The 25,086-nt window shown below is 54.1% G+C and carries 22 protein-coding genes; 13 read left to right on the top strand and 9 right to left on the bottom strand.

The annotated features are described in order from the left end of the window. Nucleotides 1-55: 55 nt before the first annotated feature. The 5 genes from R0137_RS04050 (at nt 56) to R0137_RS04070 (ending at nt 5,231) form a co-directional block, all read left to right on the top strand. On the top strand, nt 56-1,357 hold the full coding sequence (locus R0137_RS04050) for an NRAMP family divalent metal transporter (protein ID WP_407328739.1): 1,302 nt from the start codon (nt 56-58) through the stop codon (nt 1,355-1,357). Nucleotides 1,358-1,430: 73 nt separating this feature from the next. Further along, a complete protein-coding gene (locus R0137_RS04055) occupies nt 1,431-2,813 on the top strand; it encodes an undecaprenyl-phosphate glucose phosphotransferase (RefSeq protein ID WP_407328741.1) in 1,383 nt (460 codons plus the stop codon). 142 nt (nt 2,814-2,955) lie between these two features. Continuing rightward, nucleotides 2,956-3,648 carry a phosphoadenylyl-sulfate reductase gene (locus R0137_RS04060; protein ID WP_407328743.1) on the top strand — a complete coding sequence of 231 codons (693 nt, stop codon included), beginning with the start codon at nt 2,956-2,958 and terminating at the stop codon, nt 3,646-3,648. Next, nucleotides 3,648-4,559, top strand: coding sequence for an NAD-dependent epimerase/dehydratase family protein (locus R0137_RS04065; protein ID WP_407328745.1), 912 nt, complete (start codon nt 3,648-3,650; stop codon nt 4,557-4,559). The genes R0137_RS04060 and R0137_RS04065 overlap by 1 nt, the downstream gene beginning before the upstream one ends. Before the next feature lie 45 nt (nt 4,560-4,604). Beyond that, a complete protein-coding gene (locus tag R0137_RS04070) occupies nt 4,605-5,231 on the top strand; it encodes a DsbA family oxidoreductase (protein ID WP_407328747.1) in 627 nt (208 codons plus the stop codon). On the opposite strand, the gene R0137_RS04075 is transcribed toward R0137_RS04070, so the two are convergent. The 5 genes from R0137_RS04075 to R0137_RS04095 are packed head-to-tail and all read right to left on the bottom strand — an operon-like array spanning nt 5,228 to nt 11,207. Next, a complete protein-coding gene (locus R0137_RS04075) occupies nt 5,228-6,583 on the bottom strand; it encodes an aminotransferase (protein ID WP_407328748.1) in 1,356 nt (451 codons plus the stop codon). The two genes, R0137_RS04070 and R0137_RS04075, sit on opposite strands and share 4 nt — an antisense overlap. Nucleotides 6,584-6,600: 17 nt before the next feature. Beyond that, nucleotides 6,601-7,989, bottom strand: a complete 1,389-nt coding sequence (gene lpdA / locus R0137_RS04080; RefSeq protein ID WP_407328750.1) for a dihydrolipoyl dehydrogenase — start codon at nt 7,987-7,989, stop codon at nt 6,601-6,603. A 9-nt stretch (nt 7,990-7,998) separates the two neighbouring features. Beyond that, nucleotides 7,999-9,231 carry a dihydrolipoamide acetyltransferase family protein gene (locus tag R0137_RS04085; RefSeq protein WP_407328752.1) on the bottom strand — a complete coding sequence of 411 codons (1,233 nt, stop codon included), beginning with the start codon at nt 9,229-9,231 and terminating at the stop codon, nt 7,999-8,001. A 12-nt stretch (nt 9,232-9,243) separates the two neighbouring features. After that, the gene (locus R0137_RS04090) at nt 9,244-10,212 is read right to left on the bottom strand and encodes an alpha-ketoacid dehydrogenase subunit beta (RefSeq protein ID WP_407328754.1); all 969 of its coding nucleotides are present in this window, start codon (nt 10,210-10,212) and stop codon (nt 9,244-9,246) included. A gap of 11 nt (nt 10,213-10,223) precedes the next feature. Further along, entirely contained in the window at nt 10,224-11,207 is a 984-nt protein-coding gene (locus tag R0137_RS04095; RefSeq protein WP_407328755.1) for a thiamine pyrophosphate-dependent dehydrogenase E1 component subunit alpha, read from the bottom strand. A 114-nt stretch (nt 11,208-11,321) separates the two neighbouring features. Here R0137_RS04095 and R0137_RS04100 point away from each other — a divergent pair, with 114 nt between their 5' ends. Continuing rightward, a complete protein-coding gene (locus R0137_RS04100; RefSeq protein WP_407328757.1) occupies nt 11,322-12,359 on the top strand; it encodes an AraC family transcriptional regulator in 1,038 nt (345 codons plus the stop codon). 1 nt (nt 12,360) lies between these two features. Here R0137_RS04100 and R0137_RS04105 read toward each other — a convergent pair whose 3' ends face one another. Together R0137_RS04105 and R0137_RS04110 are read right to left on the bottom strand one after the other, a co-directional pair. After that, nucleotides 12,361-13,134 (bottom strand): SDR family NAD(P)-dependent oxidoreductase, encoded by a 774-nt coding sequence (locus R0137_RS04105; protein WP_407328759.1) that lies wholly within the window; start codon nt 13,132-13,134, stop codon nt 12,361-12,363. A gap of 19 nt (nt 13,135-13,153) precedes the next feature. Next, complete coding sequence (locus R0137_RS04110) at nt 13,154-14,263, bottom strand: zinc-binding dehydrogenase (protein ID WP_407328760.1); 1,110 nt, start codon at nt 14,261-14,263, stop codon at nt 13,154-13,156. A 207-nt stretch (nt 14,264-14,470) separates the two neighbouring features. On the opposite strand from R0137_RS04110, the gene R0137_RS04115 reads away from it, so the two are divergent. The 7 genes from R0137_RS04115 (at nt 14,471) to R0137_RS04145 (ending at nt 22,440) form a co-directional block, all read left to right on the top strand. Then, complete coding sequence (locus R0137_RS04115; protein ID WP_407328762.1) at nt 14,471-15,382, top strand: VOC family protein; 912 nt, start codon at nt 14,471-14,473, stop codon at nt 15,380-15,382. A gap of 4 nt (nt 15,383-15,386) precedes the next feature. Further along, nucleotides 15,387-15,881, top strand: a complete 495-nt coding sequence (locus R0137_RS04120; protein WP_407328764.1) for a VOC family protein — start codon at nt 15,387-15,389, stop codon at nt 15,879-15,881. Continuing rightward, a complete protein-coding gene (locus R0137_RS04125) occupies nt 15,874-16,644 on the top strand; it encodes an SDR family NAD(P)-dependent oxidoreductase (protein WP_407328765.1) in 771 nt (256 codons plus the stop codon). The genes R0137_RS04120 and R0137_RS04125 overlap by 8 nt, the downstream gene beginning before the upstream one ends. A gap of 4 nt (nt 16,645-16,648) precedes the next feature. After that, the gene (locus R0137_RS04130) at nt 16,649-17,716 is read left to right on the top strand and encodes an AraC family transcriptional regulator ligand-binding domain-containing protein (protein ID WP_407328766.1); all 1,068 of its coding nucleotides are present in this window, start codon (nt 16,649-16,651) and stop codon (nt 17,714-17,716) included. A gap of 112 nt (nt 17,717-17,828) precedes the next feature. Next, nucleotides 17,829-20,018 (top strand): TonB-dependent receptor, encoded by a 2,190-nt coding sequence (locus tag R0137_RS04135; RefSeq protein ID WP_407328768.1) that lies wholly within the window; start codon nt 17,829-17,831, stop codon nt 20,016-20,018. Nucleotides 20,019-20,111: 93 nt separating this feature from the next. Then, entirely contained in the window at nt 20,112-21,272 is a 1,161-nt protein-coding gene (locus tag R0137_RS04140; RefSeq protein ID WP_407328770.1) for an MFS transporter, read from the top strand. Next, the gene (locus tag R0137_RS04145) at nt 21,247-22,440 is read left to right on the top strand and encodes an MFS transporter (RefSeq protein WP_407328771.1); all 1,194 of its coding nucleotides are present in this window, start codon (nt 21,247-21,249) and stop codon (nt 22,438-22,440) included. The genes R0137_RS04140 and R0137_RS04145 overlap by 26 nt, the downstream gene beginning before the upstream one ends. A 21-nt stretch (nt 22,441-22,461) precedes the next feature. On the opposite strand, the gene R0137_RS04150 is transcribed toward R0137_RS04145, so the two are convergent. Both R0137_RS04150 and R0137_RS04155 read right to left on the bottom strand, forming a co-directional pair. Beyond that, nucleotides 22,462-23,961 carry an aldehyde dehydrogenase family protein gene (locus R0137_RS04150; RefSeq protein ID WP_407328772.1) on the bottom strand — a complete coding sequence of 500 codons (1,500 nt, stop codon included), beginning with the start codon at nt 23,959-23,961 and terminating at the stop codon, nt 22,462-22,464. Between the two features lie 38 nt (nt 23,962-23,999). Further along, complete coding sequence (locus tag R0137_RS04155; RefSeq protein ID WP_407328774.1) at nt 24,000-25,058, bottom strand: tartrate dehydrogenase; 1,059 nt, start codon at nt 25,056-25,058, stop codon at nt 24,000-24,002. Between the last annotated feature and the right edge of the window lie 28 nt (nt 25,059-25,086).

The raw sequence follows: 25,086 nt of genomic DNA on the forward strand, positions 1-25,086 counted from the left end.
GACTCCAGCGATATGATTCAAATACTCCACCCGCACCTAAGTTGAGCAGCCCTCTTTGCGAACTCTTGCCGCGTTCTTCTCAGATCTTGTAGGTCCCGCCGCAGTTATGGCTGCAGGGACTATGGGAGCCGGTGCAGTAGCCTCGTTTTTGTTAGCTGGGGCTTGGTTTCGCTATGAACTGTTGTGGGTGATTCTGGCCATGCTGCCGGTATTCGTCGTGTCTGTAGATACGGCTTCCAGGATTGGTGCGCTCAATCCTGGTCATGGAATGTTCGCTCTGGTCCGTACTCGCATTAGCAGCGGTCTCGCCTGGATCATTTTGCTTCTCGTGGTTCCTGTACACTTTTTGGTGACTATGGGGCAGATTTCCGTAATGTCCTCGGCGTTTCTGACGCTGTTGGGTCTCCCTGCGAGTTCATCATCGTCCCTTGGGCTCGAAGTGTTTCTTTCTGTGGCTCTGTCTGCGGCGGTGCTATGGCTGGTCTTTTCCCGAGGCTACGAGCGGATGCAGCGGGTAATGACCTTGCTGATGTTATTGATGTTCTTGTGTTTTCTGGTGGTTGCTGTTCGGGGGCTCGTAGAGTTGCCGGCAATACTGGCAGGCTTTGTGCCTTCCTTACCCCAGGACCTAGCAGTACCGGGCAGCGAATCGCCGCGTATCGCTACCAGCTCAATCATTGCCATGGTGGGTGCTGCAGTGGCGCCCGCTGCACTCTTAGGCATGCCCTATATGTGTGCAGATGACGGCGGTAGTCGCGAGGAACTGACTCGTGCGTTCCGACAAGCCATTATCAATATGGGATTCGTATTTGGTGCCTACGCGATGTTCGTTGTCGTGGCCGGTGGTTATGCGCTGTATTCCTTACCTGATCACGCAAGCTTCGCCGATGTCGGCCAGGCGTCCGCCGTGTTTCGGGATGCTTTGCCCGGGGTATTCTCAGCCCTTGGCCCAGTGATATTTTCTCTCGGCCTGTTTACTGCGGCCATGACAACCTTGGTGGTAGCGGCTCAAGTCACTATTTATTTTGTGTTGGACATGGTGGGAAAAGAGTGGCGATTTTCTTCAGACAATACCCTCTATCAACGAGTGCTTACGGGCTTTGTATTGGCGGCCGCAGCACTGGCGCCTTTTTGGGATTTTCCAGCGCTACTTAAGGTGATCCTTCTAATGGGCATTAACGTGGTAGTCATTCCCCTCGCGTTCGTCATCGTGCTCGTGCTGGTGAACAGTAGTGATGTTATGCGTGAGTTTAAAGCCGAGTGGTGGCGCAACATGCTGTTGATCATCGGTTTGGTCACGTCAATTGTATTGGCGGTTGATAAAGCGCCGCACTATTATCGGTTGTTGATGGGCTAGTGCTGTTGACCGACCGTTAGTGTTGTTAGTGTTGTGAGGCAAACGCTAGTTCTGGTGGTTAAGGAAACAAAGTATGCGCGCTAATAATGTCGTTCAAAGTTATCACCTAACGCCCGTTCTGGTTTTTATCGATGCTTTCTTGATGATGATAACCACGGGTGTGGTGTATCTCAGCTTTGAGAGCTTCCGGAATGAGCAAGAGTTTGGATTGCTTGTTTCTACGATCTGCGGCGTTCTGTTGATTATGACGTATAGCCTGGGTGGGGTTTATCAGGCTTGGCGACATAAAACCCATCTGTACTTTTTTACCCGGGTGGGATTTAGCTGGCTATTGGTTGTCTTTGCCGTCTGGGTAGCTTACGCCGTTATCTCGCAACAGTTGTATCTACCCTCTTGGCTGTACCTATGGTTTTTTGTCGCGGGTTTACTGACTTATGGCTATCGACTTTTTATTGGTTTAGTCCTGCAATGGTCTCGCGCTAGAGGTTTCAATAACAAAACCATCCTGTTTATTGGAGAGAAGGCCTCGGTTGATGAAATGTCCGCTTACTTTTCAGAGAACCGGCATTTTGGTTTTGACGTTTTTGGGCAAGTCTATGTTGATGACGAGAGTGACGACTTCACCTTGCCCGAGTCATTGTTAGCGACGCTCCAAGATGAAGGTAATGCGCCGACAGAGCTTTGGTTATGCCTGCCTTTGGCTAAGTCGGCCATGATCAAAAACATGGTGTTTGCGCTTAAAAACAGCGCCTCTGATATTCGTTTAGTGCCGCAGCTTGATGACCAGATGCTGCTCAGTCATCCATACCAAGCGATCATGGGTCTAAATGTTGTCGATCTAAACTATTCGCCATTGCATGGCGTTAATCACGCAATTAAGGCGGTCACGGATATCGTCTTCTCTATTGTGATTCTAGTGTTGATTTCACCTGTCATGATCACGTTGATTTGTGCCGTCAAACTAACGAGTAAAGGTCCGGTACTGTTTGTTCAACAGCGAAATGGGGCTGGCGGCAAAATCGTCAACATCTACAAATTTCGTTCGATGAAAGTCCACAAGGAGTCAGAGAACAAAGTGACTCAAGCGACTAAAGGGGATAGCCGCCTTACGCCGATCGGTGGGTTTATACGTCGCACCAGTTTAGATGAGTTGCCTCAGTTCATTAATGTCTTGCAAGGTCGAATGTCGATCGTTGGGCCTAGGCCTCATGCACGCTCACACAATAGTGAGTATTCCCGTTTGGTTGATTCGTATATGTCTCGTCATCGCGTTAAGCCAGGTATTACCGGTTGGGCGCAGGTTAATGGTTTTCGCGGCGAAACCGACACCTTGGACAAAATGGAAGACCGGGTGTCCTATGACCTCTGGTACATCGAAAACTGGTCTTGGGGCTTAGACGTTAAGATCATTATCAAGACGGTATTCAAGGGTTTCATTAACAAGAACGCCTATTAGTGGAATCGACCTAAGGTCTAGTTTCGTGAGTAAGCTGCTCCTTTGATATTCCCTCCAAGCATTAGCAAGAAACAAAGCCGTCTAATACTCCAGCGATGAAAGCCATTAGACTGCCCGCCTCATCAAGAGCAGCGGACACGAAGTGGATATTCTCGATAAAAAAGATTTGGAAAGAAGAGCCGACAAGGTGGTGGAGAAGCTGCATGCCTACCTTGATGCCGGCAAAAAAGTGTTCACCACTAGTTCCTTCCAGTCGCAAAGCCTACCGTTGCTACATATGATCAGCAGAGTGGATCGCGATATTCCTGTGTACTACACCAACACGGGGTTCCTGTTTGCGCAAACCATTCGCTTTGCAGATCAACTGGCGGATCAGCTGGGCCTGAATGTTATTGCCCTGCGCCCCGAGGTCCCCAAAATTAAACAACTGGATCGTGAGAAGCGGTTTTTGTATGCCTCCGACCCTGACCACTGCTGCTACCTGAATAAGGTGCAACCCCTTGAGCCGGTACTTAGAGAGAACGATATCTGGGTAAACGGCGTGCGCTCTGATCAAAGCTCAGTGCGCGCGGCGATGCAGGTGGAAGAACCGGCACAGCATGGCTGCACTCGTTTTCATCCCATGTTGGAGTGGGACTCGAGGATGGTGTATTTCTACCGCAAGAATCATGATTTGCCTGAACACCCCATGGAAGCGCAAGGCTATCTCAGCATTGGTTGCGAGCCCTGCACAATGAAAGCCTTTGATGACGGCAACTCTCGGAATGCGCGCTGGTTTGGTATGAACAAAACTGAGTGCGGACTCAACACTACACTGGTTTCGGGGGGTAACTGATGAGGGTTATGGTGACCGGCGGCGCCGGCTATATTGGGAATGAGTTGGTGTATCGCTTGTCAGCGGAACCGAGCATCAAAGATATCCTTGTCTACGACAACTTATGCAAAGGTAACTACAACCTGTTTACCGGACTGCGCAAAGTGCCGGGCAACAACGTTCGATTTATACAGGCAGACATTCTTGATTCCCGTAGTCTTCGTAGCTGCATGGAGGGCATGGATGTGGTGATTCACCTTGCCGCCAAGGTAGAGACACCCTTTGCCGACCAGAATGCCCATGATTTTGAACAGACCAATCACTGGGGCACGGCCGAAGTTGTCTACACCGCCGAAGAGGTGGGTATTGGCCGTCTCATCTATCTGAGTAGTCAGTCGGTGTACGGCCAAGGCAAAATCACTGACACATCACATCCAAGAGTCCCTAGTAGCTACTACAGCATTTCCAAGATGCGCGGTGAAGAACACGTTATGCGGCTCATGGAGAAGATCCCTGTGCAGTTGCTGCGCTGCGCCAACGTCTATGGCTACTCCAAGAATTTACGATTCGAGACTATGGTGAATCAGTTCGTCTTTGACGCTCACTTTACGAATCGGGTTGCGGTGCACGGCGATCCTGGGCACAGCGTGAGTCATATCAGCGTGTATCGACTGGTAGAAGTTCTCGCGCGAATGATCAAGAAGGACATGGACTCGGATGTGTATAACCTATCTCATCGTGACTTCTCATCGATGGATCTTGTGGATTCGCTTAAGGAGCTGTACCCGGATTTGGAAACTATCTTTGTTGATCAGCACATTCCTCTCTACGATCTCACCATGAGCTGTGATCCCCGGCTACTCGAGATGCTGCCCGGCGGCTCAACGATGGCTGAGGATTTGGTAAAGTTCCGTGAGTTGTTTACGTTCTAGACTCAGGAGATCACCATCACAGCCTTAGCCCTTAAAGTTGATATCGTGTCGGACGTCGTCTGTCCCTGGTGCGTGATTGGCTATAAACAGTTCGAAAAAGCCTTGGCCGCACTGCCCGGTCGTTTCGACGTGACCGTGCACTGGCGACCCTTTGAGCTCAACCCGAACATGCCCGCCGAGGGGCAAGATTTGCGCGAGCACATCGCACAGAAGTACGGGTCCTCCGCCGAGCAAAGCCAGCAGGCGAGATCTCGTTTGTCGAGTATTGGCGAGTCTTTGGGTTTCCACTTTGATTATTACGAAGGCATGCGCGTAGTAAATACCTTTCGCGCGCACCAGCTGCTTCATTGGGCAGAAGAGCAGGGCAAGCAAACTGAGCTCAAGATGGCGCTGTTCAGCGCGTTCTTTAGTCAGCGGCAGGATGTGAGTGATGACCAGGTGCTGGTCAGTGCCGCCGGTAGTGTGGGTCTGTCAGAGAACGATGCCCAAGGGGTTTTGAGCGGTGGCAGTTATGCGGATGCCGTTCGAGAAGATCAGCGCTGGTGGCTAGACCGCGAAATTCACGCGGTGCCAGCTTTTATCTTTAACGATAAATACTCGGTGTTGGGCGCGCAGGAGGCGGATACCTTTGTGCGCGTCCTCACCAAGCTGGAAGCGAAAGCAGCGGCCTAGCTGGCCGCTTTTAAGAGTCCTTCGCTGTGCACGTGCTCCAGCGTGGCATCCAAGCCAATGGCCAGCTTGTCCGTCAGCTCATCGATTTGAGCCTCGGTGATAATCAGTGGCGGACATAGCGCAAACGCTGTTCCTGCTACGGGACGACCGATAAGACCCGCTTCGGCACAGGCGTTGGTTAAAAAGCCCGCTACCGATGCCGGGAATCCTTCTCCCGTCGATTTGTCGCTCACAAGTTCAAGGGCAGCCAGCAAGCCTTTACCGCGAACTTCTCCGACTAACGGATGCTCAGCGAAGGGTGCCAATTTTTTCTGCAGATAGGCACCGGTCTTTGCGGCCTTCTCAAAAATGTTATCCCGCTCGTAGATCTCAAGCGTCTTTAGAGCAACCGCACAGCCCAGCGGGTGACCGGAGTAGGTATAGCCGTGACCGAAAACGCCGACCTCGGATACTGGTTCTACTAAAGCTTCGTAGATGTCGCCGCGAACAACCGATGCGCTAATGGGCACGTAAGCAGAGGACAACTGCTTGGCGAGCGTCATGAGGGCAGGGTTTTCGATGTTCATGGTGGTGCAGCCAAAATCGTTGCCCGTGCGTCCAAAGCCACAGATCACCTCGTCAGCCCAGAACATGATGTCGTGTTTGTTCAACAGTGCCTGTACTTTTTCGTAGTACCCGGCGGGGGGCACGATAACGCCGCTGGCACCGGTAATGGGTTCGGCGAGGAATGCAGCAATAGTGTCAGGGCCCTCGGCCAAAATAAGGTTCTCGAGGTTGTCAACGATACGATCCACAAAAGCCCCTTCACTCTCGCCAGGGTTGCGGCCTTTGTAGTAGTGGGGGTGGTCTGTGCGCAAAATGCCCAGCGCATCTACCGGTGCATCAAAGTGAGTAAGGTTCGCGGGTAAGCTGGTCAGCGCCCCTGAGGCAACGGTTACGCCGTGATAACCGCGCTCTCGAGTGATGATCTTGCGCTTCTCAGGCCTGCCCGTAGCGTTGGCGTAATAGCGCAAAATCTTGATAAAGGTGTCGTTGGCATCGCTGCCAGAGTTACCAAAGAATATCTTGGCATTCTCTACAGGCACCATGTCACGAATTTTGTCCGCCAAGGCCATCATCATCGGGTGCGTCTTGCCACCGAAGGCGTGGTAGTAAGACAGCTGGCCCATTTGTGCCGTGGCGGCGTCGATGAGTTCTTGATTACCGTAGCCCAGAGACGTGCACCAAAGCCCTGCTAATCCCTCAAGATACTGCTTGCCCTTATTGTCGTAGACATAAACACCTTCGCCCCGTTCTACAACGATCTGTTCGGTGGCCTTAAAGTTTGTAGTGGGGTAGATGACATTAGTCATGGGGCTTACCTCTTTTCTTAGCCGTGTACCGGCTTTCCATTTATGCCGTTCATGCATTCCATCACAGCTTCGGAGACCGTGGGGTGGGCGTGCATCATGCCGGCTATATCGTCGGGCAGTAATTCTGAAGATTTCGCTAATAGTAACTCGTGAATCAGCTCTGTGGCATTGTGTCCCACAATATGTGCGCCAAGAATTTCATCGGTTTTTGGGTCACAAAGTACTTTCACCAGTCCATCGGGTCTACCAATGGCGATGGTTTTACCGGCGCCGTGGTAAGGAAACACGGATTTTTTGAAAGCAGTCCCTTGCAAAAGGGCCTGATCCTCGCGCAGACCAAAGCCCGCTACTTGCGGCTCGCAGTAAATAGCTGACGGTACAAGGTCGGGATCCATCGGTATTGTCGAGTCAGACAGTGTGCCGACAATATGATCGACGGCGCGTTCACCTTCGGCAGACGCCACATGGGCAAGCGCAGCACTGCTTACGATGTCGCCGATAGCGTAGATGGAGGGGGTGGCGGTGCGACCTACGGCGTCCACCTCAATGTACCCTCGGTGGTCGGCGGTGAGTCCTACCGTCGAGAGCCCAAGGTTTTGCGTGTTTGGTTGTCGTCCAAAGACCACCAAGGCGCGCTCTGCATGGAGTGTCTTCTCACTACCGTCGTTTCCCAAGAGCGTGGCGCTGATGCTTTCAGTATTGCGTTCCAGCGATTTTGCCCGGGTCGCGACTCGGATATCGACACCCTGTTTTGTCAGTGCGTGGTGCAGGACCTCGCAGACTTCAAAGTCTTCGCTGGGGAGCACGTGCGTTTGCGCCTCCACCAATGTGACCTTTACGCCAAAACTTGCCATGGCATAGGCGAATTCGCAGCCGATGGCGCCTGCGCCAAGAATCAGTAGGCTTTTTGGGAGTGACTCCAAGGCCAGAATGCCCGTCGAAGAAAGTACCCGGTCCTCGTCAAATTCAAAGCCTTGTATTTCCATGGGCCGGGAGCCCGTGGCGAGCATGATGTGCTTCGCCTCTACAGTGTCTTTCCCGTCGATGCTTATAGAGGTCGCGGTCGTTAGCTCGGCATTACCTTTCAGGTAGTCAACTTTGTTCTTTTTGAGCAGGCCAGCGACACCACCCGTTAACGTCTTTACGACCTGTCGGGATTTTTGCTGCACAGCAGCATAGTTGAGGGACGCTCTATCCACCGTGACACCCACGGATTCCATGTCGGCGAGGCTCGTATATATCTCAGCTTGATGGATCAGGTTTTTTGAGGGTATGCAGCCCCAGTTCAGGCAAACGCCGCCCGGAGCATCCCGTTCGATGACCGCAACTTTGAGTCCTTTCTGCGCCGCACGTACTGCAGCAACGTAACCTCCGGGCCCGGCACCTACTATGGCTAAGTCATACATGGACATTGCTCAGGCCAGCAGTAGTTCTGGGTTTTCCAGCGCATCGTGGAGTGCACGCATGTAACGCGCTGCCGGCTCGCCGTCCAATGCCCGGTGATCAAAGGTGAAGGAAAGCGGCAGCATAGTGCGTACTTTCTTTTTACCTTTTACGGCGACAATGCGTTCTACCGGAGTAGAGGGCCCAAGAAGCGCTACGTTTGGCAGATTCAGCAACGGTGTACTCATCAAACCCGGAGGACCGATGCCAGCCGTGCTGGACAGGGTGATGGTGGAGCCCGACAGGTCGTCGGCAGTTGCTTCGCCGTTTCGCACGCGCCCGATGAGGGAGCGCATTTGCTTGTCAATCTCAACAACACCCATGCGGTCGACGTCCTTAAGAACACCCACCATGAGGCCGGTATCGAATTCCGATGCCCCGGGCACCGAAATCGCAACGCCCATGTTGATGTTTTCGTAAATCGAAATCAGGTCGTCTTCCACACAAGCATTAGCCATCGGCACCTGACGGATGGCATAGACCATGGCTTTGATGAGGAAAGCGTTGAACGACACTCGTGTGCCGAGTGTTTCGTCGCGAGCCACGAAGCTTTTGCGCATGGCCAGTAGAGCAGTGACGTCAGATTCCCAGTTGGAGGTGAGTTGAGCGGTAGACTGCAGGCTCTCCTGCATCCGAGAAGCAATGGTGCCGCGCATGCCCTTTAGGGGTAGTTCAGCGAGTACGAGATTGCCTCCTGAGGCGCGGGGCGTACTAGCCTGTGCAGTCTGGGCCCCTAACACATCCCGTTTGACGATTCGTCCTCCGGGTCCCGTGCCAGTGATCGAGGCGATGTCTAGTCCGGCATTCGCTGCAATCTTTTTTGCAAGAGGAGAAGCTTTTATGCGCTGTCCCCCTCTTTGCGGGCTTACAGCCGGGGGCGACTCAATCGTTGCGGGGGGAGTGTCTTTCGCGGGTGCTGCTGAAGCCTCTGCAGCGGTCGCCGGTTCTGCCGCGGTGACTGCTTCCTCCGGTGTTTCTAGGAAGTGCGCGATCAGCGCTTCGCAGGGCACGGTCTCTCCCGCCTCGACGACGATGTGGAAATAGCCCTCTTCGGGAGATTCAACGTCGTAGGCAACTTTCTCTGTTTCGATGCTTGCGAGTGTTTGACCTTTTTTAACGTAGTCACCGTGGCTGACCAGCCACTCAGCGATAGTGCCTTCGTTCATCGCCATCGCCAGCTTCGGCATTGTGTAATCTATTGCCATCACAGTTCTCCCTCAGGCACAGACTGCGCGAACGGCCGCTTCAATTCGCTCGGGATTGGGGGCGACGTACTCTTCCATATAGCCGCCGGGAACAGGCATGTTCGGCAGGGTGACCCGGGTGACCGGTGCATCCAAGAGATCAAAACCCTGCTCCATGACTCGGGCAGATACCGTCGCAGCAAAGCCTCCAGACTCCCAGTCCTCATCGACGACGACTAAGCGGTTAGTCTTCTCCAGTGAAGTAAGGAGAGTCTCCATATCGAAAGGAACAAAGCTTCGAGGGTCAATCACCTCGATGGAGATTTCATCTTTTAGCTTCTCTGCGACTTCCAGTGCGTGTTGCAACTGAAGCGAGTTCGCGAGCACGGTGACATCGGTGCCCTCACGCTTAACATCGGCGACCCCTAAGGGAACCACGTAATCATCGTCTAATTCCGGGACTTCACCTTTTAGCATCATGATGCCCATGTGCCAGGGGATCACGACAGGGTTGTTGTCTCGAATAGCTGCCTTAAACATGCCCTTGGCATCGTAGGGGGTAGAAGGCATCGCCACCTTGATTCCCGGATGATGGGAAAAGGTGCCGTGGATGCTCATGGCATGGTCGTTGGCAAGGCGCTGGCCGGTACCGACTCCAGCGGTGATAACCAAAGGCAAAGGGTGTTGGCTACCGTGGAGAAAGTGATATTGCCCGGTTGTGACCGAGCACTCGGAGAAGGTCACGTAAGAAAACCCGCCAAACATAAAGTCGCAGATGGGTCGCATGCCTTCCTGGGCAGCGCCAAAAGCCACGCCGTACATGCCTGACTCAGCGATGGGAGTATCCACAATGCGCTCAGGTCCAAATTCGTCTACCAGACCTTTGGTGTGGGGGAAAATCGCCCCGCGCACGTCCTGACCAACGACAAATACGTCGTTGTCCACGCGCATTTCTTCTTCGATCGCCTCGCGAATAGCGTCGATAAATGTAATTGTTCTCATCTCGACTTCCTCTATTTGGCGAAAACGCCGTCCATGAGTTGCTCCACGCTGGGTCTCGCGATATCGCTGCTGTCAGCGAAATCTTCCACGCCCTGCACTTCGGCGAGGGCTTCTTCGATGATTTGATCGATGGCACTCTGGGTCAGAATCCCTTCGTCCAGTACCCTGGCCGTGGCAATACGAACAGGCTCCCGTTCACGCATGCTCGCGTGCTCTTCTTCGCTGCGTTCTTCCCATCCCGAAAGGTCCGGTGTGCCGATGTCGTGCTCGTTAAAACGCAGAGTTTTTGCTTCGATAAATGTGGGGCCTTCGCCCTTACGGGCGCGGTCAATGGCTTCAACGGAGGCCTCTGCTACGGCAAACACATCTTGGCCATCGACTATGGAGGAGGGCATGCCGAAGCCGTCGGCCAAAGAGGAGATGTGCTCTTTGGGATGCATCTCCATGGCCGTGGAAAAAATACTCATCCCGTTGTTCTCACAGAAAAAGATGACGGGAAGCTTCCAGTTTTGGGCCATGAGCATTGCCTCATGAGCGCGACCCTGACCGTAGGATCCGTCCCCCGAACAGTTCATAACAACTTGACCTTGATTACGACGCTTTGCAGCAAAGCCCCAGCCCACGACCGGCGCGAAGTTGTAGCCGATGAAGCCGGACATCATGTAGACCTTGTGGTCCGGAAAGCTGAAGTGAAATGCAGAGCGTCCTTTGCAGCATCCAGTGTCTTTTCCCGTGTGCTCCGCGAGGTAGTACTTGATGTCGATGCCCTTGGCGAGCATATGCGTGATGCCGTGCCCCCGATGGTGCGGAGATAAATTGTCATCCTGATTGAGAAAGCTGGCAGCACCCACACCTGGCGCGATGGCACCTTCGGCAGGGTGATAAAAGCCAATGAGCTTCCCCTGCATCATTCGCCGATACATCATCTTGTTGAACTCATCAGCGCGGATGAGGTTGCGATAGAGGGTGGTTTTTTGTTCTGTATTTAGAGCCACCGGCGCATCTCCAAAGGCTTTTTTGTGAGTATTGATAGTGGCGTGGGGACAAATTGACAACAATGGACTCGCGGGCCTAGTCTTTGTCATTTCCGGCCAGCATCAGAAAGGCGCGTGGAAGCAAGGGAACTCAATAGTTACGTTCGCCATACCCTCCGGGTCCTTGAGGATCAGGGGGTTGACGTGCGTCCACTGATTGAGAGCTTTGGCATTGATGCCGCGGCGCTAGAATCCCAAGAGGATCAACTCAGTCAATCAGACTACGGTCGCCTGGTGGACGCGATTGTGGCGCAGTATCCCGATTTGGGTTTAGGTCTGCGCGACGGACGCGGCGTCACTTTGCTGGATCACGGTCTGCTGGGCTACGCGATGTTCGCCAGCCAGAATCTTGGCAAAGCCATTGAGCGTCACAGCAAGTATCAGGATGTTATTGGTGCTGCGCTGCAGACCCGTTTGTTCGTGGAGGATGAGCTGGCCTGTCTTCGCGTTGTGTGTATCGTGCGGCCTGAGTTGGTGAACACCCCTGCCAAATTACATTACGAAACCGAGCGTCTACTTGCGCAGTGGGCAGAAATTGGCCCTGCGTTCGGCGAGTCCAGGCATTGGTTCACTCGCATCGATCTCGATTATTCCGCTCCGGGGTACTTAGATCTCTACTCTGAAGTACTTGGCCCTGAGGTTCATTTTGGGCGTGAGCATACACAGATTGTTTTCCCCCACCGCTTGCTTGATCAAGCTTTGAACTTTGCCAATGAGCAGGCCGCGGCACTCTGCGAGCAGCAGTGCGCCGCGTTACTGGGAGAGATGCAGGCGGTGCAGGGTTTCACAGGGCAGGTGCGGCGCTTGCTGGCGAACGCACCAGGACATCATCCGTCCATTGAAGAAGCAGCGAGCAAGCTTGCCATGAGCGAACGTTCGTTGCGACGGCGCCTAGCGGAAGAGGGCACGACCTATAAGGAGGTGGTGCTGGATTTCCGTATGGAGCTTGCGTCTAGCTATCTACGAGGGCAGGAGATGTCTATACAGGAGGTGGCTTTTCTCGCAGGCTATGCTGACGCTTCGAATTTCCACAGGACGTTTAGCCGGTACTTTGGCGCGACTCCCGGGGAGTTTCGCAGTGCTAAGCAGGGTCCAGCAGCTGCCGACCTGTAAGCTAGCCTTCGCCGGCAATAGCCGAAAAGAGCGGTAAGCCAAGTCCAGCGGACATGCCCCCGTCGACGCGAATTTCTTGTCCGGTGATAAACGTTGACGCGTCACTCGCGAGGAAATTGTAGATTCCCACGACCTCATCCTGATGACCCATACGGCCAAAGGCATTCAAGGTGCTTAAAAACTGTGCCGTGTCATTGCCATCATCGGCAACCATCATGCCCGTGTCAGCGATGAGTGCGGGGCACACAGCGTTCACGCGAATCGCGCGAGGGGCATTTTCGATAGCGCTGGTTCTGGCGAGATAGGCGCCACCCGCTTTGCTTGCGGCGTAGACTCCGGCTCCGGCATGCGCGATACCTGATCCAGCGACGGAGCCCGTATAAATAATCGACGCGCCATCGGACATATGTCCCGGAGCGTATTTCAAAGCATAAAAAGCGCCTTTTAAGTTGAGGTCTACGAGTGCATGCATGCCTTGGGAATCAAAGTCTTCGATACTGCCCTCATCGTCGGCGGTGCCTGCATTGATCACTACGACAGAGAATTCGCCCAAGGTGCTTTGAGCTGCGTCGAGCATGTCTTTAACTTGCTGTTCGTCAGTCGCATCACACTTAAAAAATTGCGCACCGATCGCCGCTGCGATATCCACGCCGTTTTCCCGTCTTCCCGTAATTGCAACAGTCGCCCCGTTGTCGATGAAGCTTTTCGCTACAGCTAGCCCAATGCCCGACGTGCCGCCGGTAACCAGAGCAACCTTTCCCTCTAACGAATACATAGCGGTTCCTTGCGTCATTTTATTGTTGCGTCCACAGGTAGACCTTGCCGCATTGCTTGCCAACCTGAATGTCGAATGCCTCGCCAGCGCGGGACATGGGGAATTCATGGGTAATCATTACATCGACCATCGCCTGTACTTTGGGATTACAGAGCGCTCTCACCATACGTTCCCGATCTTTGGCGCGCACATCGTGCTGACCAAACAGCGTATGCGCTGGGTCAATCACATGATGAAGGGGACTTAGCTCAAGATGAGCGCCGGGTGTGTGACCGCTAAAATTCACCTGGCCGTATTTACGCACAGCCTTCATGAGCTTCTCTTGGTAGTAAGTGACGCCGGACCCGTCGATGGCGACGTCAACGCCCTGACCCTTGTAGCTAAGGGCCAGTACTTGCTCGAGCCAGTCGTCATCGTCGGGGTTGACGATATGTTCCACGCCCATGCGGCGCATTAAGTCGATGCGATAGGGGTTTCTGGCCAGAGCGATGACCGTCGCATTGCGATACAGGGCCGAGATAATGTGTCCCAGTGCGATAAAGCCAACACCGCCTACTAATATCGTGTCGCCCGCCTTGACGTCCATCGCCTCCTGATTGGAAAACCCCACGCCAAAAGAACAGTTAGCAGAGGCGGCGTAGCGAAAGTCCAGAGCGTCAGGAATGCGGATAAGGTTTGCTTCTGGCGCGATGCGGTAACGCTCCATAGCGAAGCCCCCCGAGGGGCTCTCATTACGGTTTTGAATGCCCTTCATGGCGCTGCCATCAACACCGCGAAGGTCCGGGTCGTTGGCGTCGCAATAGGTGGGAGACAGTGCCTGGGTACAGGCATGACAGTGGCCGCAGTGATCTCCCTGAAACACGATGACGCGATCACCCACAGAAAAATTGGAGCCCGGAAGCACCTCATCGACGGTACCGACACCCTCATGCCCCAGATGCTCGGGGTCATCGTGGAACTCAAAGTCGTGTTCTGACCAAATTCGCGACCCTTCAAGACAAATCGGAGCGATTTCGGTTTTGATGATCGCGTAGCCGCTCTTTATGTGTGGATAAGGGCGCTCCACAAGCTCGAATTTGCCCGGCTCGGGTATCGTCAATGCAATGTTGGTTTTGGCCGCGGGCGCCATAAGCTCTGATCGTTTGTTATTAGGTCACCCATCCAGTCTAGGGATTAGCTCTGGCATGGGTAATGATATTTGTGGTTTATTGCATGATACTTTAGTCCCGAGAGGAATTGGCCGCGGATCACCTTAAAACTGTCCTCTGGGGCCATTTGCTCGAGACGCGCCCCTCACTAGTCTGGGCACACTGAGAAAAGCAACGCAGGTAGCGCTATGACGAACGCACGGGATTTGAACTACAGCCTCCATCATCTTTGTATCTACGATGATAAGCCTCGGGACAATATGTTTCCCTATCTGCGCTGGCACCACGGGATCACCAATTTCTTTTCGGGCGCCGTGTTTCATGTCACGGACGAGGGACATTCGGACTACACCTTTATGGGATGTGGTGGGCGCGCTTATCAGATCCAGATCGAGGCGCCACCGTTCCAATTCGAGTATGAGCGCAACTGGTGGCGGGATCACGGCCGGGGCTATAACCACGTTTGCTGGGTCACCTCCGATGCGCGAGCGTCTATGGATCACCTGCTCGCAAATGGCGCGACAGAGGTGATGCCCTTTGAGGAGTTTCCAACCTACGATGGCTTTGTAGTCCATGACCCCGAAGGTCGATGGATCGAGATCATGGAATACACCGATGAGAACTTCCGCGTGCAGGAGTTTACGCATGCGCCCTCGGGGGAGTGTGGTCTGGAAATTATTGGAAACGCCGAGATCTGCGGAGATGTCGATGCCATGGTGGAGTGGTACGAACGCGTCATGGATCTTCGGGTGCTGGAAGTTTTTGAAGAGGGCGATGACAAAGTTGTTGTGATGAGCGATCGTGATTACGACCCTGTCGCCCGCCGTAGCCTGTTCATTTTGCAAAACGCCCGGGAAGACTTCGAAAAAGTGCACATGGCTAAACATGGGCCGTACATTTCATCGATTATTTACCAGGCCAAAGATGTGGATCGCGCCTGGGAAGACGCCCTTTGGGCCGGCATGACGGAAGTTAGAGCTCCCACTACTGACCCCCTCACCGGATTGAGAGTCGCTTATCTTGCAGAGCCCTGCGGCGGCAACGTCATCATGCTCACCGAGCACTATGCACCGGCGGCGCAGCTCGCTGCTGCAGCCTGATCCTATGATTCTCGGCTTTGCCCATCCTGCGGTTGTTGTCTCGGATTTGGAGCGTTCACGGGACTTTTACAGCGCCGCCTTTGGGTTCCGGGTGTTGAGCGATGAAGGCTGGAGTGACACACCTGAGGTTGATGCTGCGATTGGTAGCGGCGACTCCCGATGTCGGGGCTACATGCTGGCAGGCCACAACTGCTTTCTTGAGATCTTTGAGTTCGAGAATCCGCAGCAGACTGGGCCTGAGCCCTCGACTTTGGGTCCCCATGAGCGAGGCCTAAGACATTTGTCTTTTTTCGTTGACGATGTAGAGGCTGAGTATGAGCGGGTATTGGCGCTGGGCGCGCAAGCTCTGGGTGCTCCGCAGAAGGCTTCAGGTATCACCGCAGTGTATCTCCGAGATCCCGATGGCAACATCATAGAACTGTGCGAGTGTCCGACACCCGAAGAGGACCTAAGACGTCTTCCGGGCATCAAAGCATTACAGGAGTGGGCGAATGTTTGATCTAAAAGGTAAACGCGCGTTAGTGACTGGCGCGTCCGGTGGCATTGGCTACGCCGTTGCCAGTGCCTATGCCCAGCGAGGCGCCAGCGTTGTAATTGCCGACATTACTGATGCGACGGACGCCGCAGCAGTGATTGGCGCGATCCCTGTGCACTGCGATGTCTCCAACGAAGACAGCGTGGCGGCGGCCTTTGCCCTTGCTGTGGAAAAACTCGGTGGCCTCCTAGATATCGTAGTACTCAACGCGGGAGTGGGAGACGTGGGCCCTGCATTGGCGGATACGCAGCAATCGCTTATCGACAAAGTTACCGGCATTAATTACTGGGGCGTGGTCTATGGCTTGAAGCATGCTCCTGCGTCTATGAACGATGGGGGCTCGATCATTAGCACCTCGTCCATGGCTGCCTTTATCAACTTGCCGGGCTCGGCGATTTACTCCGCCAGTAAAAAGGCGGTGGTGAGTCTGACCGAAATGGCGGCCCTGGAGCTAGGTAGCCGAGCCATTCGTGTTAACTGCATTTGTCCGGGCTATACCAATACTGCGATGGGGAGTGCTGAAGAGGGCCGCGCTATCTGCGAGGCGTTCACCGCTCTGGGGCGTGCGGCGACCGTTGAGGATATGAGCGGTGTTTATGTGTTTCTTGCCGCGGAGGCCAGTCGATACATGACCGGGCAGGCGTTGAAGGTGGACGGAGGCTGGTCCTGCGGGCCCACTACGGCCTTGCTTGAGCTCGTTACTGGTTCGGCGACGGCGCCGGGTTAGCCCCGTGATCGCAGAGCCCAATTACAGTTCCAGTCGTGAGGCCGAAGAGGGTCGGATTGTCGCGATCTGGTTGGAGCGACTGCGGGATACGCTGTCTGATGGTACGCAACGGCCCTTGTTTCACGAAGCGATGGAGCAGGCGGGTGTTAGTGAGGCAGCTCTTCAGACGGCGGAGGGTTTGCGGCAGAGGGACTTGGATCATGTGCTGGTCACCCTTCGCGCGAAAGTCCCCGATGTCACCCTGAGATTGTTCGATCAGGTGGAGATTCTTGATCTGGGCCTTGTCGGCTATGCCGCCATCAACAGTGACTCGGTGGGTGCAGCGATTCGTGTGATGTACCAGTATCACAGCCTCGCGTCAGATCGTTACACGGATCAACTGACCATAGAAAACGGTTTAGCTCGTATTAGTCCGACGCCGTTGCCTGGTCATGGTGATGATTTTCAGAATATTTGCGAGGACAGTTTCAGCGGTAATTGGCGTGCCTTGAGGCTCCTGTTGGGGCCGCTTGCAGACAGCAAGGACGTGTCGCTACATCTTGAGTATCGAGAGCCTGGCTATGCGCACAGCTACTCTGAGATATTCGGCCCCAATTGTTTTTTTAATGCGGACTACACCGGTCTGGAATTTCCCGCCGCCTGGCTCGAGTATCCCGTGCATCGGGGGAGTGGGGCGCTCTCCGAGGTCTACACGGCGATGTGTCAGCGGGTGTTGGGTCTTGGGGGCGCGGCAAAAAATCCGGCCCAGCAGGTGCGGCGACTGCTTCTTAGTCGCGCGGGTCGCGATATGCCCAGTCTTGAATCTGCCGCTCAGCAGCTACATCTGACTCCGGGGCAGCTGCGGAAACGTCTTTACCGAGAAGATACGAGCTACAAAAAAATTGTACTGGAGATCCGCATGGAGCTTGCTCGGCACTATCTCCTTGATACGGATCTCTCGGTTCAGGAAATTGCCTATCTGCTGGACTACTCCACACCTGCGCCATTCAGTCGAGCGTTTAAACGCTATTGCGGTTTGGCGCCGGAGTATTTTCGTGCTGAAAACGCTGTTCTGCATGTTTCGACTGCCTAGACAGCAAGGGACACAAATGTAATTCAATGGGCCTTAAATATCATTCCGCGAAATTGGCTCTGCTTCTAGTCTTGAGTCAATGCAAAAACGACAACCCTCGGGGACATACACCATGAATAGAAAAAGCACGCTATCAGTCGCCGTTGCGATGGCAAGTTTAGTCAGCGCAGATCTTGCAATGGCCCAACTCGAAGAAGTGATCGTCACCGCGCAGAAGCGTGCCCAGAGTGCACAGGATGTGCCCTTGGCTATCAGCACCTTCGGTTCCGACGAACTTGAAGCAATGGACGCCAAGGGATTCAGATCCATTGTGCTCGCTACTCCAGGTTTGTCCGGCAGCGCCGATTCAGATACTCAGACCGTTCTCACTATCCGTGGTATCGGCACTGGTGCCTTTAGCCCCGGCGCAGACAACAGCGTTGGTACTTATTTCAACGAGGTTCCTGTGAGTCGTAACATTGGTGGTTTGGGCTACCTCGATGTTGAGCGTGTCGAAGTTGTCAAAGGACCCCAAGGCACTTTGTTTGGTCGTAACACATCATCCGGTGCGATCAGCGTAACCAACAATTTTGCATCTCTGGATGGGAATTCGGGTTCCGTACGCGCTTCAGCGGGGGACGAGGGGCAGCTACTGGTCGAGGGTATCGGCAACTATATAGTTAGTGACGAATTTGCTGTGCGCATTGCAGCTCGTCACGACGAACGCGATGGCACCTATCAAAATGGCGTGACTGGTGATGAGCTCAACGGCCGGGATCACGACCAGGTGCGTATCGGCTTTACCTGGGCGCCCACGGACGACCTTACCGTCAATGCCTATTACGAAAACTTCCAGATGAATAATCGCTGGCAGATGGTCGACAATTTTGGTGTCTGGGGTAATGACGTGTTTGCCGAGACCATCAACGTCAATGGCCAGCCGGAACAGGAAATCGATGCGGATTTTGCGGTGATCAAGGTCAATTGGGATTTCAGCGACACGCTGTCATTGACTTCGACTACGGGCTACTACGGCAGTGACATTGTCGCGATTCCCACCGATGCGGACACCGGCGACATTCCTATCGTCGATTTTATCGAGCCTTGGGATTTGGAGCAGATTACCCAGGAATTCCGTCTCAATGGCACCGGCGATCGCGTTAACTGGTTTGTCGGCTTGAGCTATTACGAAGAAACTGCACGGGCCATCAGCTCAGTTACGATTTACGAAGACCCCGGTCTGGATGTGCTGTTTGAAGACGAGGGGCTGTGCCTTGTGGCAGAAGAATTCGGTCTTGCCTGCGGCGTGCACGTTGAAAACAGCGATGCAGAAAACAAAACCACCAGCTATGCGATTTTTGGTGATGTGACCTGGGACATCAGCGAGCGTCTGGCCCTCACGGTGGGTGTGCGTTATACCGACGAAGAAAAGGAAATGAGTCTGAACACGCCGCTCACAGACTCCACAACCACAGCGTTGATTGGTGTCGTCACAGGCGGTGCTAACAATGCGATTTTCAACTTTACGCCCGGGACTATTCAGGATTCTGAGTCCTGGACATCTTTCGATCCTCGCGTGGCGCTGGACTACAAGCTTTCGGACGACACCTTGCTTTACGCAAGTTATGCCAAGGGCTTTAAATCTGGCGGCTTCAACCGTCAACCTACCGCCCCGGGAGCCACGTCTATCCTGGCTTTCGACCCTGAAGAGAACGATGCTTACGAAGTGGGCTTGAAAGCGGAGCTCTTCGATCGCCGCGCCCGTGTGAATGTCGCTCTCTTTATGTACGACTACACGGATTACCAGTTGGAGACTAACGATAACGCCTCGATTCTGATTCAGAACGTCGCTGATCTCGAAACCTCCGGATTGGAAATCGATGCGACTTGGTTGATCAGCGATAGCTTCGACCTTCGCTTTACCTACGCGTATCTCGATGCAGAATTCCAGGAAGGCGTAATCATGGACGACCTTGGCGGCTCTCTCGACCTTGCGGGCAATCGAGCGCTTCGAGCACCGGAAAACACTTACTCCATAGCAGCAACCTGGAACGTAACCGACACGATCGATGCCAGAGTTGATTACGCCTACGTAGATGAGATGTTCTTCACTGCTGACAACTCCGCAGATCTTCTGGCGTCAGACTACAGTCTTGTGAATGCGCGTCTGGACTACAACAGCCCATCCGGATGGGGTGCGTCAGTCATTGGCGAGAACCTTGCTGACGAGGAGTACATCAACGCCATGATTAACTTCCTGCTGCCGATGTCAGCGCCCGGTTATGGACGGGCTATCCGTGCGGAAGTGCGTTATCAGTTTTAAACTCTTGTCTGTAACGTCTGATCGGTACATTTTTAAGGACCCGCTAGCTGCGGGTCTTTTTTTAGCTATGCTTAGTCGATACCGTTAGCGCTGATGATGAAACTCCCTCAGCCCGCTGCACTTTTCGCTATTCTCATTGGTTCGCTGATGTTTCTCTATTGGCTAGTCATGCCGGTGGTGATGGGTTCTCTGGCGGATAGTCGAGGTTATGCCGAGGACTCCCTGGGGGTGCTCGCGAGTCTCTATGCCGCGGGCACGTTCATAACAACAACGTCCAGTATGCTGTGGATACAGCGCGCAAACTGGGTATGGCTTATCCGAGCAGGAGCCTTGATCAGTATTGCGGGTTTTTCTGTCGTACTTTTGGACGATAGTTTTATGGCCTTGGCGTTAGGTCACTTTGTGGCCAGCCTTGGATTGGGCATTTCTTACGCCGTAGTGATGGCCCTCCTTGGTGACGAAAAACAACCGGCGAGGGGTTACGCCTTAGTTTTTTTTCTGCAGATCGTCTTTGGGATCGCGGTGAGTACGCTGCTCACTCAGACTCTGGAACCGGTACAAATCCTGCCCACTATGGCCGCCACCATGACTGGGATTGGCCTCCTCGCTATGTTGCTGGCGGGAAGACTACCTACCTCAAGTGTAAAGCTGGCCACGCCTGAGTTGGCAGAGCTCAAGCTTCCGCGGCTTCCACCCTGGCCCATAGTGCTGGGTTTGTTAGCAATCCTGCTGGTGTTTATTGGTGATGCGGGGATCTGGATTTTTCTGGAGCGCATTGGGCACGCCGAGCACAGCACCGAGGTGGGAGGCTTGCTGGTAAGCGTCAATCTAGCCGCGGGTGCGGTAGGGTCCCTGACCGCGGTTTTTCTCAGCGAACGCTGGGGATATCTCTGGCCCATGGCGATTGCCATCGGCCTGTCTGTGCTCTCCGTGGCGATGTTCAGTGCTATGGGCTCCGTGTCCATATTGCTGGCGGCCTCGTTTGTTAATGGTTGGGCGTGGAATTTTGGCGCCGCTTATCGCATGGGTTTAGTGTCCAAACTGGATCGTACAGGGCGATTCACCGTGCTCATCCCGTCCATGCAAACTCTTGGAAATACCTTGGGGCCACTAATGGCAGGTATGCTCATTGTTCAGGGTGGTTACGTCGTTGCATTCATAGTGACCGCATTGCTCTGGATCGCGGCGTTTATCGCTTACTACCCCGCCTGGAGGACGTTCAAATCCCATGACTCAGTTAGCAACAACGCCTAATCCCTTTGATCGCGCGCCGATCATACTGTCGGCACTGGCGATCTCTGCCATTGGGGCCCTGTTCTACAACGTATTGCCCCTTTACATTGGTGCCGCGCAGGACTTTCGGAGCCTCAGTAATCAACAGATCGGGTTTATCAGCGTTGCTTTTTTCCTGGGTTATAACCTCGCAACCATCTGGGCGTTCTTCTGGATTCGCCGATGGAACTGGCGATGGGTAACACTCGCGGCACTTCCTGTGGCATTGCTTGGCCTACTGGCTAGCGGCTATGCAAAAAGCTACTACCTTTTGTTGCTGGCGACGGTCATAGCCGGAGGGGGGTTTGCAGCATTATATGGCATTGGAACCACAATACTGGCGGACACGAGTAATCCTGCGCGTTGGTATGGAGTGAAGATTGCGGCAGAGACCGCGCCGGGTGCCGTGCTGCTGTTCGTTATCCCTTCGGTACTTGCACCGATCGCAGGCTTCAATGCCACTGCCTACGGGATCGGGATTGTTGCCTTACTTTTGGCCCCACTTTTGTTTTTGCTCCCTACTCAAGGTCGTGTGGAGTTAGAGGTCAACGCAGCTGCGGATCTCTCGGAGACCGACAGTGCAGACATCAACCGCACCCCAATATTGACAGCGCTTGCTGCAACGCTGGTGTTTTTCTCGGCGGCATCGGGGATGTGGGCTTTCATTGAGCGTATGGGGGTCAGCGGTGGATTTTCGCCCGAGCGCATAGGAATGCTGCTGTCCATTACTCTGGTGACTGCTACCAGCGGCTCCCTGCTCACCGCCTGGCTTGGGGAGAGGCTCGGGAACACGCGTCCTTTCTATGCCGCGTGTGGAGCGTTCATTGTGGCGCTTCTGATATTGGGTGCCTCTGCGGGTTTTAGCTCGTTCGCGCTGGGTACCTGCGTGCTGACCTTCGCTATCGGCATGGGACTGCCATTTGCTATTGCCGAGGTTGCGGAACTTGATGCCGATGGACGCTTCATCATTCTTAGCGTACCGGCGATTGGTATGGGCGCCATGCTAGGTCCAGGGCTATCCGGCATGCTGGCGGATGCTAAAGGCTTCTCTTATGTTCTGGTCGCCGCTGGAGTCGCCATCGTCATTGCGTCGATGCTTATGCGTTACTCAAGTCGGCACGCGGTACAAAAAGCACTAGCGACTGCTTAGTAGAAAAGGCGCACCGTCTTCTTATAGCGCCATCCAAACCGCCTTGGTTTTGAGATAGTGGTCTAGTTGTTCCGGACCTAGGTCTTTACCAAAGCCAGACTGTTTTACGCCGCCAAAAGGCGTATTGGCATCGATCATGTCATGGGTGTTGACCCACACGGTACCGGCTTCTAACTGTCGGATGAGACGATGGGCACGCGAAACATCCTGTGTGAAGACACTTGCTGCTAGGCCATAAATGTTGTCGTTGGCCAGGCGAACCCCTTCCTCTTCAGTGTCAAAAGGAATCGCAACCAGTACGGGTCCAAAGATCTCTTCCTGCACCACGCGCATACCATTGTGGCAATCTGCCAGCAGCGTTGGCTGAACAAAGAAGCCCTCGCCGCCCGGGTCTTCTCCCCCACATACCACGCGGGCGCCTTCTTCTTTCCCAATGGCAATGTAATCGAGCACCGAGGCTTTTTGACCTGCGGAGATTGCAGGCCCCATCTCGGTGTTCTCATCCAGAACGTGGCCTACCGCCATGCTGGATGCTCTCGCAGCGATGGCACCGACAGTCTGTTCATAGATTTCTCGTTGGATGTAGACCCGTGAGCCCGCACTACACACCTGACCTGTGTTGAAGAATACGCTTTGCTGGGTGGCATCCACTACTCGCTGAATGTCTGCGTCGGCAAAAACCACCATGGGGGACTTACCACCCAATTCCAGCGTGACAGGGTTCAGGTTGCCGATCGCCGCCTGGCCTACGCCAATGCCAACGGGGGTGGATCCGGTGAATGAGACCTTGTTGATATCAGGGTGATTGACCAGCGCCTCGCCTACTACAGATCCGCGACCTAAAACTATATTAAGCGCTCCCGGTGGGAGCCCGGCTTCCAGGCACAGCTCTGCAAAGTACAGCATGGATAGCGGTGTTAACTGAGCAGGTTTCAGTACCACGCTGCAGCCCACCGCAAGGGGAGCCGCCAGCTTCCAGATCGCCATATTGAAGGGCCAGTTCCAGGGCACGATCGCGCCTACGACACCCACGGGTTCCTTCAGCGTAAAAGCGAAGTTATCTCCTGGCACTGACACACTGCGCGTTGCACCATCAATCTTGGTTGCCCATCCGGCCATGTATCTCAGCAGGTCTATGGAGCCGCCAATATCAACTTCCTTACAGCCGGCGATGGCTTTGCCTGCATCCAGCGACTCGATCTCAGCGAGTGTTTGCAGCTTGTCTTCTACGAGGTCGGCCATGCGCGTGAGCACACGAGCTCTTTGCGCTGGCGTCGTTTCAGACCACTCTCCGCCAGAAAAGGCCTTATTCGCCTCGCGGACTGCGTGATCAACAGTTGCGCTGTCGCCACAAGGCACCGTGGCAAGAATGCCACCGGTGCAAGGCTCTATCACCTCGATGGATTCTTCAGAGCTATGCCAGGCATTGGCAATAAAGTGCGCCTTGCTGCGATTGAGGAAGGCCCTGGTTTGTTCGCTTACCCCTTTCTCGTTAATGAATGCTTTTACGGCATCGTCCATGGCCCTTGCTCCTTGTGATGTGGGCTTGAATTCGCGGGCTAGATGGCCTCGGCGATCGCTTTACCTAATTCTTCCGTGGTCGCGCTGCCCTGCATGTCAGGGGTTAGGCAGCTACCTTCTTTTAAAACCTGTTCAATACTTTTCATGATGCTGTCGTGCACATCTGACCGACCTAAATGGTCGAGCATCATCGCGCCCGACCAGATCATACCGATAGGATTAGCGATCCCTTTACCAGCGATATCGGGTGCCGATCCGTGTACTGGCTCAAACATTGAGGGTCCTGTGCGTTCCGGGTTGATGTTCGCTGACGGAGCGATCGCAATGGTGCCAGTGCATGCGGGACCGAGGTCCGAGAGAATATCGCCAAAGAGGTTGCTGCCGACAACTACATCAAAGTGGTCAGGCATGCGAACGAAGTTAGCCGTGAGTATATCGATGTGATATTGGTCGACTTTGACCTCTGGGTATTTGACACCAACGGCCGCTACCCGGGAATCCCAATAAGGCATGCTGTGGATGATGCCATTGGACTTTGTTGCCGAGCTTAAGTGTTTTTCGGGGCGGCTTTGGGCTAGCTCGTATGCGTAGCGAAGGACTCGATCTACACCACGGCGCGTGAACACGCTCTGTTGTATGACCACTTCTTCTTCAGTGCCCTCATACTGGATGCCGCCAATGGCGGAGTACTCGCCTTCGACATTCTCGCGCACCACCATAAAGTCGATATCCCCCGGCTTCCGTCCAACGAGTGGGCAGGGAATGCCTTCGAAGAGACGCACCGGACGCAAATTGATGTACTGATCAAATTCGCGACGGATGGGTATCAGCAGTCCCCAGAGGGATACGTGGTCGGCGACGCCGGGGAAGCCCACGGCGCCAAGATAAATTGCGTCGAAAGCTCTAAGTTGTTCTATGCCGTCGTCAGGCATCATCGCGCCGTGCTTGGCGTAGTGCTCGCAGGACCAATCAAAAAACGACCACTCAAAATCAACGCCGTGTTTTTTACCGGCGGCCTCCAGCACCCGAATACCTTCGGGCATCACTTCGGTGCCAATGCCATCGCCGGGAATCACCGCTATTTTCAGTGCGCTCATGTTTTCTCCTTCCAGCGTAGAAATCCTT

Source organism: Congregibacter brevis, assembly GCF_045689245.1.
Classification (GTDB): Bacteria; Pseudomonadota; Gammaproteobacteria; order Pseudomonadales; family Halieaceae; genus Congregibacter; species Congregibacter brevis.